Below are 13081 nucleotides of genomic sequence, written 5' to 3'. Positions count from 1 at the left end.
AATGTCGAAGGCATGATCGATCTCGCCGAACTCCCCCTCACGCCGGCGCTCGCAGCCGAGCGCCGCCTGACGATCCTCGACGCGCTCGAGATCGCGGGCGAGGGCGGCGAAGGCTTCAACTTCCATTCCGGCAAGGGCGTGCTGACCGAAGCCCTGCCCTTCGCGACGCTCGTCACGGAAGCGCGCGCGCTTGCGCGGAAGCTCCTGGGCGCAGGGCTGAAACACGGCGATCACGTCGCGCTGATCGCCGACACCGAAGGCGACTTCGTGCGGCTGTTCTTCGCCTGCGGCTACGCCCGCATCGTGCCGGCGCCGATGCCGTTGCCGATGGCCTTCGGCGGTCGTGAGAATTATCTCGCCCATGTCCGCAAGATGATCGAATGCGCGGACGCCAAGGCCGCCTTCGCGCCTGCCGCTCTCAAGGAATGGCTTGTCGAAGCGGCCGAGGGGCTGGAGCTCAAGCTGCTTGGCGCCGTCGCCGATCTCGACGCGGTCCAGCCGTACCGCGGCGACCTGCCGGCTCCAGAGCTCGACGACCTCGCCTACATCCAGTTCTCGTCGGGCAGCACGCGGTTTCCGAAGGGGATTTCGGTCACGCACCGCTCTCTGATGGCGAACACGACCGCGATCAGCCGCTTCGGGCTGAAGACGACCCCGCGGGACCGCTGCGTCTCATGGCTGCCCTTCTACCACGACATGGGCCTGGTCGGATTCATGCTGTCGCCGATCGTGGCGGGCCTCAGCGTCGACTATCTCGCGACCCGCGACTTCGCCCGCCGGCCGATGCTGTGGCTCGACCTGATCGCGCGCAACAGGGCCACGATCTCCTACAGCCCGAGCTTCGGCTTCGAACTCTGCGCGCAGCGCGCCGCGACCCTCGATCTCGGCGAGCTCGACCTGTCCTCCTGGCGGATCGCGGGGATCGGGGGCGACATGATCCGTCCCAACGTGCTGCGCCGCTTCGCCGACCGGTTTCGCCGCCACGGCTTCGATCTCGATCGCTTCGTGCCGAGCTACGGCATGGCGGAGGCGACGCTCGCGCTGACCTTCGCGCCGCTCGGCGAGGAGTTGAAGACCGAGACCCTCGACCTCGACCGGCTGGAGCAGGACGGACTCGCGGTCGAGACCGCGGCCGGCGACCGCACGCGCGAGTTCGTGCTGTGCGGCGCGCCGCTCGACGGCCACAGGATCGAGATCCGGGCGCCCGACCGCGCCACGCCGCTGCCCGAGCGACGGATCGGCCAGGTGTTCGCCTGGGGCCCGAGCCTGATGCGCGACTATTTCCGGGAAGAGGAGGCGACCCGCGAGGTGCTGTCGAAGGACGGCTGGCTCGACACCGGCGACCTCGGCTATCTCAGCCAGGGCCAGGTGGTGATCACCGGCCGCGCCAAGGACCTTATCCTCGTCAACGGCCGCAACGTCTGGCCGCAGGATCTCGAATGGGCGGTCGAGACCGGGATCCCCGGCCTACGCAGCGGCGACGTCGCGGTGTTCTCGATCGACGACGACGAGGGCGAGGAGGTCGTCGCCCTTGTCCAGTGCCGCCTGCACGCGGAGGACGCGCGCGCCGCGCTGGTCGACGACGTTTCCAAGCTGCTTCGTCTGAAGTTCGGGACGCCGGTCACGGTGAGGCTCGTCGGCGCGCATGCCCTGCCGGTCACCTCCTCGGGGAAGCTCAGCCGCAGCCGCTCACGAGAGCTTTATCGCGCCCTGAAGTCCGACGCCGGCTGAACACATTCCGTCACGGAATGTTTCAGTCCTGCGTGGTCTCGGCGCCCAGAGGCGCGCTTCCCTTAGAACACCGGGGGGCGGTTCACGGCAGAAGGCGCCTCCACGGACCCGCCTGTCCATTGACCGAACGGTTCGTTCATAAATTGCGGGTCTCCTCGAATTTGAGGAGATTTGCGACCTTCGTCCTACAGCGAGCGCCAGGGCTCCTCATGAGGCCCGGGGCGAATCGGGTCGCATGAATGAGCGGCGGCGGCGATTTTGACATTTTCGCAACAGCCGCCGGCAAAGGCCGCCTTGTCCGTTCTCCTGCAACGCCGACTCGTGATCTTCTAGGGATACGGACGTGTAACAAGCTGCATTGATTAGTGTTTCCAGGCGTCGCCCGGGAACTTTACAGGACGACGACGGCTCCATATTTTCCCGCAGTGCAAATAAGGGCTCCTGGGTTTTGTGACCCGGGCTTTAAGATGAGTGAAGCAAGAGCAGCGTTGGTCGCCGATATCGCGGATGTTCTCGAGACGGTGCTCAATAAACGAGTCGAGCTGACGTCGGACATGAACATCGTGAACGACCTCGGCCTCGACTCCATCGCCGTAATGAATTTCTGCATGGCCTTGGAAGACAAGTTCGACATTTCTATCCCGCTGCATGACATGGCCAGCGTGGTGACCGTCGACGATCTCGCGAAGACGATCGAAACGCTGCGGAGTGACGCGTAATGTCCATTCTCGACAAGTTTTCGCCGCTGGCGGCGCGTTACGACCACATGCGCGCAAGCGGCGCCGATCCCTTCTCCGTGAAGTTCGACGACATCATCTCGTCCGTCGAAGGCGTCGTGAAGGGCAAGCGCACGCTGCTGTTCGGCACCAACAATTATCTCGGCCTGACCTTCGATCCCGTCGCGATGGAGCGCTCGATCGAGGCGATCCGAACGCACGGCACGGGCACGACCGGATCGCGCATCGCGAACGGTAGCTACAAGGGTCATGAGGAGCTCGAGCGCGAGCTCGCGGCGTTCTATGGCCGCAAGCACTGCATGGTGTTCTCCACCGGCTATCAGGCGAACCTCGCCATGATCTCGACGCTGGTCGGCAAGGACGATCATCTCGTGATCGACGCCGACAGCCACGCCTCGATCTACGACGCCTCGCGGCTCGGCTACGCGCCGGTCGTGCGCTTCCGCCACAACAACCCCGAGGACCTCGCCAAGCGCCTCGCGCGGCTGAAGGACCAGCCGGGCGACAAGCTGATCGTCGTCGAGGGCATCTACTCCATGCTGGGCGACACCGCTCCGCTGAAGGAGATCGTCGACGTCAAGAAGGAGTTCGGCGCCTATCTGATGGTCGACGAGGCGCATTCCATGGGCGTGCTCGGCGAGCGCGGCCGGGGCCTCGCCGAGCGCGAGGGCGTCGAGGACGACGTCGACTTCGTGGTCGGCACCTTCTCGAAGAGCCTCGCCAGCGTCGGCGGCTATTGCGTGTCCAATGTGGACGGCTTCGACATCCTGCGCATCGCGGCGCGGCCTTACATGTTCACGGCCTCCCTGCCGCCCTCGATCATGGCGTCGACCCTTTCGGCGCTCGAGACCCTGCAGAACGAGCCGCAGCGCCGCGCCAAGCTGACCGCGAACTCGCGCCGGTTCTACAACGGCCTGAAGAACGCGGGCTTCGCCGTCGGTCCCGAGGCGAACCCGATCGTCGCCGTCATCGTCAACGAGGTCGACGTCGCGGTCGCCTTCTGGAAGCGGCTGGTCGACGAGGGCATGTATCTCAACCTCGCGCTGCCGCCCGCGACGCCGAGCCACTGCGCCTTCCTGCGCTCCAGCGTCAGCGCGGCGCATGAGCCGGAGCACATCGACTTCGCCATCGAGCTGATGACCCGCGTCGGTCGCGAGTTCGGCCTGCTGCCGGACAACGTCCGGCCGTTCCCGCGCGTCAGCGCAGAACGCCTGTCCGCCAGAGCCGCCACAGCGCCGGCCCGGCGGCCAGCAGCGGATGTCGGCGCTGGAATGGCGTGACCTCGATCTTGTGGCCGGAGTGCCGCTCGATCTTCCAGGCGACGTAGTCCGCGCCGCCTGAGAACGTGAAGGCGGCCTTTGCGAGCCGCGCAAGGTTCAGGGGCTTGGCCCGCCGGCTGCGGCGGCGCCAGGCCCTTTCCGCGTTAAGCCTTGCGTCGTCGTCGAGGACGGGCGTCAGCGCTCCGTCGGCGTCCTCTCCGAAGGCCAGATCGTCGGCCTCCCAGGCCAGGCGCAGCAGCGTCTCGTAGCGTTCGCGTGCGCTCTCCACGATCGCGCTCGGACGCGCGGCGCTCTCGACCCTGAGCTCGGAGGCGTAGGTGCGCGCAAACAGCGCCGACCAGAAGGCGAGCGCGGGCGCTGTCGCGGGCCCGAGGCGCGCAGCCCACCACGCGGCCCCTCGACAGGCCACAGCCACCGCCTCGGCCACGGCCTGCGCCGCCGGCGCGTCGCGCCGCCAGACGAGCGCGCAGGGCTGCGCGAAGCGCGCCCAGATCGTGGTGTCGTAGCTTTCGGGCCGCGCGTGGCGCCGGAACTGATCGAGCGACAGGATCGCGATCTTCGCGCGAAGCGTGACGCCCTCCTGGACGCTCTCGGCGTATTCGATGTTGGGCGGCAGCACGCGGTTGGCGGCGGTCGCGAGCCGGCCGGCGTCCCACCGCCCGAGGTCATCGAGCAGGACGTAGAAGTCGAGCAGGCCGTCGCTGGCGCCGGTGCGCAGAGCGGAGCCGTAGAACAGGACGCCGACAACGCCCCCCTCCCCCCGCGCCGCGAGTTCGGCGGCGAAGGCGGACACCGCGGGCTGAACGGTCCGCGCGAGCTCGTCCGCCACGAAGCCGACCAGGCGGGACGCAGCGAGCCCGGTCATGTCGGCCGCACGAAGCGGATCGGCGGCCCGGCGCGCAGCTCCACCACGCCGTCCGGCCCTGCTTGAAAGGTGTCGCCGTCGAAGATGAAGGGCTCGCTCACCCGGAGCGAAATATGGTCGGCGCGCAGGCTCGTATAGCCCTCCTCATCCGCAAAGGACGGCTTTCGCCCGACCGCCAGAGCGGCGAGCCCGCGGGCGAGCCGGCGCGGCGGCGCCGAGATCTCCGTCATGCGAATGGCGCCCTCGCCCTCGCCCCAGAAGGGCCACAGGCCGAGCAACAGCCGGTTCAGCGAGGTCGCGAGCAGCACGAAGCTGTCGCCGGACCGTTCCGCCCCGCCGCCGACCGCAAGGCCGAGCGGAACGCCGCGCCGCCAGATCTCGCGGTCCTTGCCGAACGCCGCCGCGCCCGCCATCACGACGCCGAGCGCCACCCCGAGCTTCTGGGCGAAGCCGCGCGAATGAACGCGCTCGTTGACCAGTCTGGTGGCGCGCTCATAGGCGCCCAGTCCGAACACGAAGCCTGCCCGCGACCAGCCGTCGGCGCTGACGACGATGGGTCGCCGGATCGCCGCCTTGCCCAGCAGCGATCCGGCGCTCACCGCTTCCGCGAGCTTCGCCAGAGCCTCCGGTCCCCGCCCCGCATGGCCGACGTCGAGCGCGGCGACGTTGGTCTTGCCGCTCGGGATCAGCGCGACCGCCGGAAGCCGCTCGCCATAGGCCGGGATCATCGCGCTCAGGACGTCGCGCAGCGTGCCGTCCCCGCCGTCCACCGCGACGACGTCGACGCCGGCGTCGGCGAAGCGCTTCAGAGCGTCGGGATAGCCGGCGCGCGAGGGCCGTTCGAACAGCATGTCGCCGAGAGGCGTCGGGTCGGCGGCGCCTGCGGCCTTGTTGCGCCAGCTGCGGGCGTTCGCGATGACGCCCAGTCGGCTCATGCCTCGAGCCAGGAGGTGATCGGCGCGCGCCGGCTCACCACGAAGGCCTGCACGACCTGCGCGAGATGGACGACCAGGCAGATCACGATCCACGCGCACACGACGATCATGCCGACGTCGGGGCGGCCGGCCAGCGCGAACAGCGTAAGAATGATGAGGTTCGGATTGCGGCGGGCGGTGATGAGCCGGAAGAACGAGTCGAACGGCCGCCAGACATGCATGTGCATGCCGAAGGCCCGGACAAAAATGCCTTCTTCAATCCGTTGAACGATATAGCCGCCGAAGATGATCCAGATCATCAGCGACGCGTGCTCGACCGGCAGGCCGGCGGCGGGCAGTCCGACGATCCACGCCCACCACCAGAACGGCGGATGCACGAGGTCGATGCCGTGGTCGAGCACGTTCCCGAACTTGCTCGACGTCATGGTGACGCGGGCGAGCTTGCCGTCGACGGTGTCGAGAAAGGTCATGATCCACGCGGCGATCAGCCCCGTGAGATAATGTCCGGTCCAGAACAGGCCGAAGGCGACGAACACCAGGACGAGGCCGACATAGGTCACCTGGTTCGGAGTGACGCCATGCTCCGCGCACCATTTCGTGACGATCCTGGCCGGCCGCGGCCAGACATATTTCGTCACGAGGTCGGTGACGCCTTTGTAGGATCCCGCGAAGCTGCGCGCTTCGACCTCGACCGCCGACCGATCGTCGAGCGGGATCACATACGCCACCTCGCGCTTGCGAAGCTCGAAGTTGTAGGAGCCCGCGAGGCCCTCCGGATCGAGCCGCTCGACGCCCGCAGGAACGCCGCTCGCCGCGAGCGCCGCCGCCGCCTCCGCCGCGTCGCGCGCCGCGACATGGGCCGCGGTCGGCTGGTCTCCGGCCATCAGCGCGACGCCCGCGCGCGTCGCCAGGGCGTCGACCAGCCGCTGCTCGAACGCCCAGTCGAGCCGCAGCAGCAGGACGCCCTCGTCGCCCGCGAGGCCCTCGGCGGTGTCGCGGACGTCGGTCACGCCCGCCCGTTTCAGCTGCCGTCGCAGCCGCTCCGCCGCGCTCATGCCCCAGATTCGTGTGGTCGAGCCGCCGACGAGGATCGCCGTCCGCGCTTGCGTCTTGCCGTGCTGCAACGTCATTCTGCTTGCAGTTCCCATGCTTGCGGGACTATCCGGCGTGTCGTTTAGCGGCAGTTCGCCTATCGTGCCAGCCGGTCGGTCCGTCGCCCCGCCGTCCGCACGACCATTCGACGACACAGAGCGCCCATGACCAACGCCACGATGGAGAAGTTCGGCCATCCCCGTTCGGTGGTCGCCGAGGTCGGGGCGTGGACGGTCCTCGTCCGGCCGAAGCAGCCGACGCTCGGGTCGCTGGTGCTGGCCTGCTCGGAACGCGCTTCCGCCTTCTCGGAGGTGAGCCCCCAGGGGTTCGCCGATCTCGGCCTCGCGATCGCCGGAATCGAGGCGACATTGAAAGCCTTCGTAAAATATGAGCGCATCAACTATCTCATGCTGATGATGGTCGATCCCGACGTGCACTTCCACGTCATCCCCAGGTATTCCGGCTCGCGGGAGCGGGACGGCGTGGCCTATCCCGACGTCGGCTGGCCCGGGCCGCCGGCGCTGGGCGAGGGACGAGACCTCGACGGCGACGCTCTCGATCGGCTCGTCGCCGACCTCAAGACGCACTGGGCAGCCGCCTGATGGCCTCGTCCCCGACGGCGCGGCGCTGGGGTGCGCCGCGCACCCTCGATCGTTACGTGCTCGCGCTCACGCTGAAGCCGATGTTCATGTCGCTCGGCGTGGTGCTGATGGCGCTGCTGCTCGAACGGCTGCTGCGGCTCGTCGACATGCTGGCGACGGCCGGGGCGCCGATCTTCCTCGCCTTCGCGCTGTCGGCGAACCTGATCCCTCATTATCTCGGCTTCGCCCTGCCGGCGGGCTTCGCGCTCGGCGTGTTCAGCGCGGTGTCGCGGCTGAGCGCGGGCGCCGAGCTCGAGGCGATGCTCGCCTCCGGCGTGTCGGTGCAGTCCATCACGCGACCGCTGATCGCGCTCGGCTGCGCGCTCAGCCTGATCAGCATCGTGGTCGTGGGTTATCTCTCGCCGCTCTGCCGCTACACCTACCGCGAGATCGTCAATCAGAGCGTCTCCTACGCGTGGCGGGCGCACGCGCCGGCCGCGACCTTCATCTCGGTGAAGGACGGGCTCACGATCACCGCCGACGAGGTCGACAAGACCGGGCGGCAGCTCAAGGGCGTGTTCATCCAGAACCGGCAGACGGCCGGCGTCGACGTCGTGACGACGGCGGCCGGCGGCACGCTGGAGCTGACGCCCGACAAGACGGCGATCCAGCTTAAGCTGCACAACGGCGTGATCGTCCGGGATCTCGGGGCGCAGCGGCCGAGCACGCTCCGCTTCAACGACTTCGTGCTCGACAAGAAATTCGATCTTCAGGCGCCGCCGTTCCGTCCGCGCGGCGGCAGCGAGCGGGAGCTCACCCTGACGGAGCTTTGGAGCGAGATGAACGCTCCGCTGCCCTCCAATCCGCGCGAACAGCTCGCGGCGGAGTTTCACTCCCGGCTCGCGCGCTCGCTGTCGCTCGCCTTCGTGCCGCTTTTGATCGTGCCGCTCAGCATGACGATGCGGCGCAGCGCGAAGATCGCCAACATGGCGACGGCGGCGATTACGATGGTGCTGTTTCACAACGCCATGCAGATCGGCGAGACCCTCGCCCACAAGAACGTCGGGCCGCCGGCCGTCATGTGCTGGGTCCCGTTCCTGCTGTTTCTAGCGCTTTCGCTCTGGCTCTTCAGGACAAGCACGGATCGGCCCGGGGACACCGCGATCTCGCGGGCGATCGACAAGGCGCATGCTCTGGTCTCGACGCTCGCGCAGCGGACGGTCGGACGCTTCCGGACGGCCGAGGTCTGAATGCGCCTGACGCGATATCTCAGCCTCTATCTCGTGAAGCTCGCGCTCACTGCGACGTTCATTCTGGCGTTCATCGCCGAGATCCTCGACCTCGTGGACAACGCCGGCGACATCGTCGACCGGGGCGAGGGCGTCCTCGGCATCCTGCGTTACGTCGCGCTGCGGTTCCCCACGCTTCTCAATCACGCGCTGCCGCTCGGCACGCTGGTCGGGGCGCTGCTGACTCTGCTGCTGTTGGCGAGGAACTCCGAGATCATCGCGATGCGCGCGTCGGGACGCGGCGCCTGGGCGCTGTTCTTCGCGATGGCGCCCGGCGCGCTCGCTCTGGTGCTCATTCATTCGACGCTGATCGACGTCGTCACGCCCCGCACCGAGTCGGCGCTCGCCATCTGGCTGACCCGGCAGATCGAGGCCGACGGCGAGAAGGCCGACGACGCCAAGCCGACCTGGATCCGGGTGGGCGATTCCGTGGTGTCCTTCGACCGCGTCAAGCGCAAGGGCCGCGCGCTGAAGGCCGTGCGGATCTACGAACGCGACGCCAACAAGATCGTCACGGCCCGCATCACGGCGGCCGAGGCGGACTACGAGGACGGCCGCTGGATCCTCAAGGGCGCCGAACGCGTCTCCTGGCAGCGCGACACGCTGAACGAGAAGCGGTCGGCCGACGGCGTCTGGGACACCACGCTGGTCCCCGACGACGTTCTCTCGGCGCTGACGCCGGAGAGCCGCGTGTCGCTAACCGCCGCCCGGGCCGTGCTGTCCGGTCGCCAGACGCCGAACGCGCCGCTTCCGTTCTACGAGACGCTCGTCGAACGGGTCTATTCCGCGCCGCTTGGCGCAATCGTCATGGTGCTGCTCGCGATGCCGGCTTCCCTCGTCAACTGGCGCGACGCGCGAACCGGCCGTCACGGCCTCCTCGCCCTGGGCGCCGGCTTGTGCTTCCTGCTGTCGGACGGAATGCTCTCCACGCTCGCCATGACCGGCGTGATCGGCCCGGTCGTCGGCGCATGGTCGTCGCTGCTCGCCTTCGCGGCGTTTGGGGCGTTTCGCCTCTACCGGATGGACGGCGGCTGGCCGGAACGTGCGTCGGCGCCGGCGGCCCGTTCCCGGCTCGCGGAGGCCGCCCGATGAGCCAGGTCGAGATCCGTCCCGTCCAGAGCAAGCGGGACATGGAGACGTTCATCGCGCTCCCGAACGGGCTGCACAGGAACGATCCGCATTACGTCGCCCCTCTCAAGCTCGAGCGGCGTCAGGCGCTCTCGCCGAAATCCAACCCGCTGTTCAACCACATCGAGGCGCGCTTCTTCCTGGCCTATCGGGGCGGCAAGCCGGTCGGACGAATCAGCGCGCAGGCGGACCCGCGGCTGGGGCCGATCGGCCAGTTCGGCCTGATCGCCGCGGAAGACGACGCCGCGGTGTTTCACGCGCTCTTTGGGGCCGCCGAAAGCTGGCTCCGCGCCCAGGGCAAGCGTGAGGTCCAAGGTCCGTTCAACCTCAACATCAACGAGGAGTCGGGCCTGCTGATCGAGGGGTTCGACACGCCGCCGATGCTGCTCATGCCGCACGACATGCCTTACGTCGCGCCGCGGGTGGAGGCTGAGGGCTACGCCAAGGCGATGGATCTCTTCGCCTATCTCCACGACGTGTCCGTGCCCTTTCCCAAGGCGGTGGAGCGCATCCTGGCGCGCCCGCGCCCGGAGGGCGTCGTCGTCCGGCACATCGACTGGAAGCGCTACGACGAAGAGCTCCGCACCATCGTCGACATCTTCAACGACGCCTGGTCCGAGAACTGGGGTTTCCTGCCGCTCGGCGAGGACGAGTTGCAACATCTGGCGAAATCGATGAAGCCGCTGCTCGACGACAAGCTGGCGTGGATCGCCGAAGTCGACGGCAAGCCGGCGGCTTTCGGCGTCGCTCTGCCCAATCTCAACGAGATGATCCGCGATCTTGGAGGCGACCTGCTGCCGTTCGGCTGGGCCAAGCTGGTGTGGCGGTTGAAGCGTCGCACCTACACCACCGGCAGGGTGGCGCTGATGGGCGTGCGCCGCGAGCATCACCGGAGCTATCTCGGAAAGCTCGTGCCGCTGTTCATCTTCGAGAAGTTCCGCGAAGTCGGGCGCGAGCGCGGCGTCAAGAAGGTCGAAATGTCCTGGGTGCTCGAGAGCAACATGCCGATGCGCCACATCGGCGAAGCGCTGGGCGGCGGCGCGCCCTACAAGACCTACCGCATCTACACAAAGCCCCTGGTCGCATGACCCGAACGGCGCTCGTGCTGGCCGGCGTGCGGCCCGGCGGGGATTTGCTCGCCGACTTCGCCGGCGTCAGCCACAAGGCGCTGATCCCGATCGGCGGAACGCCGATGCTCGAGCGGGTGGTCGGGGCGCTTCGGGGGAGCGGCCGCATCGACCGCATCGTGATCTCGATCGATCGGCCGGAGCTCGTCACGATCGCCGACGTCGAGGTGATCAGGTCGGGCACCTCCTTGAGCGACAGCGTGGTCGACGCGCTGAACCGGCTGGGCGCGCCGCTCCTGGTCACGACCGCCGATCACGCATTGCTCGAGCCGGAGTGGATCCGCTATTTCCTGGACCACGTCCCGGACAAGGAGATCGCCGTCGGCCTCGCCCGCTCGGACGCGGTGATGGCGGAGACTCCCGACACCAAGCGCACCTTCCTGCGCTTTGCGGACGGCGCGTTTTCGGGCTGCAACCTGTTCCATTTCCGCAGTCTGAACGTGCTGTCGGCGATCAGGCTCTGGCGGGTCGTCGAGGCGGAGCGCAAGAAGCCCTGGAAGCTGCTCCGACGGCTCGGGCCCCGCGAGCTGTTCGCCTTCCTGACCGGCCGGCTGACGCTCAGGATGGCGCTCGACCGCGTCGAGACGATCGCCGGCGTCTCGGTCGGCGCCGTCGAGTTGCCCTTCGGCCGGGCGGCGATCGACGTCGACAAGCCGGCGGACCTCATCCTGGTGCGTCGCCTGGTCGAAGGCGCCTGACGCAGACGTCAGCGCCGGAACCTGAGGCCCAGCTCCACGATGGTCGCGCGGTAGTCTTCGCCAGGCTCCGAACTGTCCTGCCATTCGCGGCGCACGCTGCCGATCGCCGCGAGATTGCGGTTCAGGCGGTATTCGCCCTCCAGGCTCAGGGTCCAGTTGTCGTCGACCCGCCCGAGCCCCTTGTAGTCGCCGCGCACCAGATCCGCGCGCGCCGTCGCGGTCAGGTTGCGCCTGAGTCGGTGCTCGACCTCGAGCCCGACCTGTCGCTCCAGCACGCCGCCGGCGCCGTTCAAGGTGGTTTCGCGCAGCGCTGACTTGGCGTCGAGCCGCACGGTGGTGAGCGCGGTCGGCGTCCAGGCGAGCGCGCCGTCGACCAGGAGCCCGTCGACGGGCTTGAGGTCGCGGTCCTTGGGCGTCTGGCGGCCATAGCCGACAGCGACCTCGCCAGTGACCAGCCGGGTGAGCTCAAGGCTGGCGCCCGTTCTGAGCGCGTAGCCATCGGAGCCGAGGCGGCGCGTCGGGTCGGTGTTGTCGAATTTTTCGTCGTAGTCGCGGGTGTCGACCGCGACCTCGACGAAGGGCTGCAGCCGCGGCGACAGATCATAGGCGCCGCGGAGCCGCGCCTCGTAGGAGTTGTAGTTGCGGTCCGAATTGTCGAGCGTCCCCCCGCTGCGGAGCTTGGAATCGGCCGTGACGTAGCGGTCGACGGCCCCCTCGAGCGTGACGCTCAACCGGTTGAAGCGATGGGTCGCCCCGAGCGTCGCGCCGGCCGACCGGGTGATCTCGTCGCCTTTGATGCCGGTCGGGGTCTCCGGGTCGCCCGGCCTGGAGCTCGTCAGGGAGGCGCGGAGCTCGGCGTTGATCTGCGTGCGCTCGGTCACGTCGAGCCGCCCGGTGACGGCTGCGCTCACCTCCGGTTCGTAGCCGAGCTCCGTCTGGTCGACGTAACGCCGGATCTGGCCGTTCAGCCGGGCCCCGAGCTCGTGGCGCGACCAGTTCGAGCGGGCGTCCAGCCCGCCCCGCAAGCGGTAGAAGCCGGACCCCTTGCCGCCCTCCGGATCCCGATTCGGGTTGTCGTCATAGCCCCCGGCGGTCTCGAGCGTCGGCCTCAGCGTGAAGGCGCCGGCCTGGACGCCGGACGCGGCGTAGGCGTCGTCGTCGGAGACGGGAATGCGGCGCGGGGTGGGATCGCGGAGTCCCCTGGGCGGGGCGCCGAGCGGATTGCCGATCCGCAGCGTCGCGGAGGTCGGCGGCTCCGGTTGCTGATCCGGCCTGGTCGCGCCGTAATCTCCGCCGGCGAGCCCGCCCGGCTCGGCCTCGCCATAGGTCCCTCCGGCGAGCGCGTTCGCGTCGAGCCGCCGCAGCGGCTCGTCGTCCCCCAGAGCCTGCGCGCGGGCGTGCGTCGTCGCGGCGCACAGCGCGACGATGGCGAGCAGGGCTGACGTGACGGCGCGGCTGCGGGACATGGCTTCCTGAGACCGCCGGGCGCGGCGCCTCGCGCCAAACCCCGTCGGTCCACAGGAGAATCCGGCCCTTATGGTTAACGAAGCCTTGACGGTCCCTCCGGGCTCGTGCGTGCGTCCCCCCGTCGAAAGTGCTAGCTTGGCGCTTCGCGCTT

The 13081-nt window shown here is 68.5% G+C and carries 12 protein-coding genes; 8 read left to right on the top strand and 4 right to left on the bottom strand.

Annotated elements, in window-relative coordinates:
* Positions 1 to 12 precede the first annotated feature (12 nt).
* The 3 genes from ACO2RJ_RS00870 (at position 13) to spt (ending at position 3748) form a co-directional block, all read left to right on the top strand.
* The gene (locus ACO2RJ_RS00870) at positions 13 to 1731 is read left to right on the top strand and encodes a fatty acyl-AMP ligase (RefSeq protein WP_423266123.1); all 1719 of its coding nucleotides are present in this window, start codon (positions 13 to 15) and stop codon (positions 1729 to 1731) included.
* A gap of 467 nt (positions 1732 to 2198) precedes the next feature.
* Complete coding sequence (locus tag ACO2RJ_RS00865; RefSeq protein WP_423266122.1) at positions 2199 to 2450, top strand: acyl carrier protein; 252 nt, start codon at positions 2199 to 2201, stop codon at positions 2448 to 2450.
* Positions 2450 to 3748: a serine palmitoyltransferase gene (gene spt, locus ACO2RJ_RS00860; protein WP_423266121.1), complete on the top strand. Its 1299-nt coding sequence runs from the start codon at positions 2450 to 2452 to the stop codon at positions 3746 to 3748. The genes ACO2RJ_RS00865 and spt overlap by 1 nt, the downstream gene beginning before the upstream one ends.
* Here spt and ACO2RJ_RS00855 read toward each other — a convergent pair.
* The 3 genes from ACO2RJ_RS00855 to ACO2RJ_RS00845 are packed head-to-tail and all read right to left on the bottom strand — an operon-like array spanning position 3666 to position 6678.
* On the bottom strand, positions 3666 to 4613 hold the full coding sequence (locus ACO2RJ_RS00855; RefSeq protein ID WP_423266120.1) for a hypothetical protein: 948 nt from the start codon (positions 4611 to 4613) through the stop codon (positions 3666 to 3668). The genes spt and ACO2RJ_RS00855 overlap by 83 nt on opposite strands.
* The gene (locus tag ACO2RJ_RS00850) at positions 4610 to 5548 is read right to left on the bottom strand and encodes a diacylglycerol/lipid kinase family protein (protein ID WP_423266119.1); all 939 of its coding nucleotides are present in this window, start codon (positions 5546 to 5548) and stop codon (positions 4610 to 4612) included. Before ACO2RJ_RS00850 ends, ACO2RJ_RS00855 begins: the two co-directional genes overlap by 4 nt.
* Positions 5545 to 6678, bottom strand: a complete 1134-nt coding sequence (locus tag ACO2RJ_RS00845; RefSeq protein ID WP_423266118.1) for a CDP-alcohol phosphatidyltransferase family protein — start codon at positions 6676 to 6678, stop codon at positions 5545 to 5547. The genes ACO2RJ_RS00850 and ACO2RJ_RS00845 overlap by 4 nt, the downstream gene beginning before the upstream one ends.
* Positions 6679 to 6804: 126 nt before the next feature.
* On the opposite strand from ACO2RJ_RS00845, the gene ACO2RJ_RS00840 reads away from it, so the two are divergent.
* The 5 genes from ACO2RJ_RS00840 to ACO2RJ_RS00820 are packed head-to-tail and all read left to right on the top strand — an operon-like array spanning position 6805 to position 11463.
* A complete protein-coding gene (locus ACO2RJ_RS00840) occupies positions 6805 to 7242 on the top strand; it encodes an HIT family protein (RefSeq protein ID WP_423266117.1) in 438 nt (145 codons plus the stop codon).
* Positions 7242 to 8471 (top strand): LptF/LptG family permease, encoded by a 1230-nt coding sequence (locus ACO2RJ_RS00835; protein ID WP_423266116.1) that lies wholly within the window; start codon positions 7242 to 7244, stop codon positions 8469 to 8471. Before ACO2RJ_RS00840 ends, ACO2RJ_RS00835 begins: the two co-directional genes overlap by 1 nt.
* Positions 8472 to 9602 (top strand): LptF/LptG family permease, encoded by a 1131-nt coding sequence (locus ACO2RJ_RS00830; protein WP_423266115.1) that lies wholly within the window; start codon positions 8472 to 8474, stop codon positions 9600 to 9602.
* Positions 9599 to 10726, top strand: coding sequence for a dATP pyrophosphohydrolase (locus tag ACO2RJ_RS00825; protein ID WP_423266114.1), 1128 nt, complete (start codon positions 9599 to 9601; stop codon positions 10724 to 10726). The genes ACO2RJ_RS00830 and ACO2RJ_RS00825 overlap by 4 nt, the downstream gene beginning before the upstream one ends.
* The gene (locus ACO2RJ_RS00820; RefSeq protein WP_423266113.1) at positions 10723 to 11463 is read left to right on the top strand and encodes an NTP transferase domain-containing protein; all 741 of its coding nucleotides are present in this window, start codon (positions 10723 to 10725) and stop codon (positions 11461 to 11463) included. The genes ACO2RJ_RS00825 and ACO2RJ_RS00820 overlap by 4 nt, the downstream gene beginning before the upstream one ends.
* A gap of 8 nt (positions 11464 to 11471) precedes the next feature.
* On the opposite strand, the gene ACO2RJ_RS00815 is transcribed toward ACO2RJ_RS00820, so the two are convergent.
* Positions 11472 to 12929: an outer membrane beta-barrel protein gene (locus tag ACO2RJ_RS00815; protein WP_423266112.1), complete on the bottom strand. Its 1458-nt coding sequence runs from the start codon at positions 12927 to 12929 to the stop codon at positions 11472 to 11474.
* Between the last annotated feature and the right edge of the window lie 152 nt (positions 12930 to 13081).

The sequence above is a fragment of the Hansschlegelia sp. KR7-227 genome, from assembly GCF_049446035.1.
Taxonomy (GTDB): domain Bacteria; phylum Pseudomonadota; class Alphaproteobacteria; order Rhizobiales; family Methylopilaceae; genus Methylopila.
This window is presented reverse-complemented; position numbering and strand designations above follow the sequence as displayed.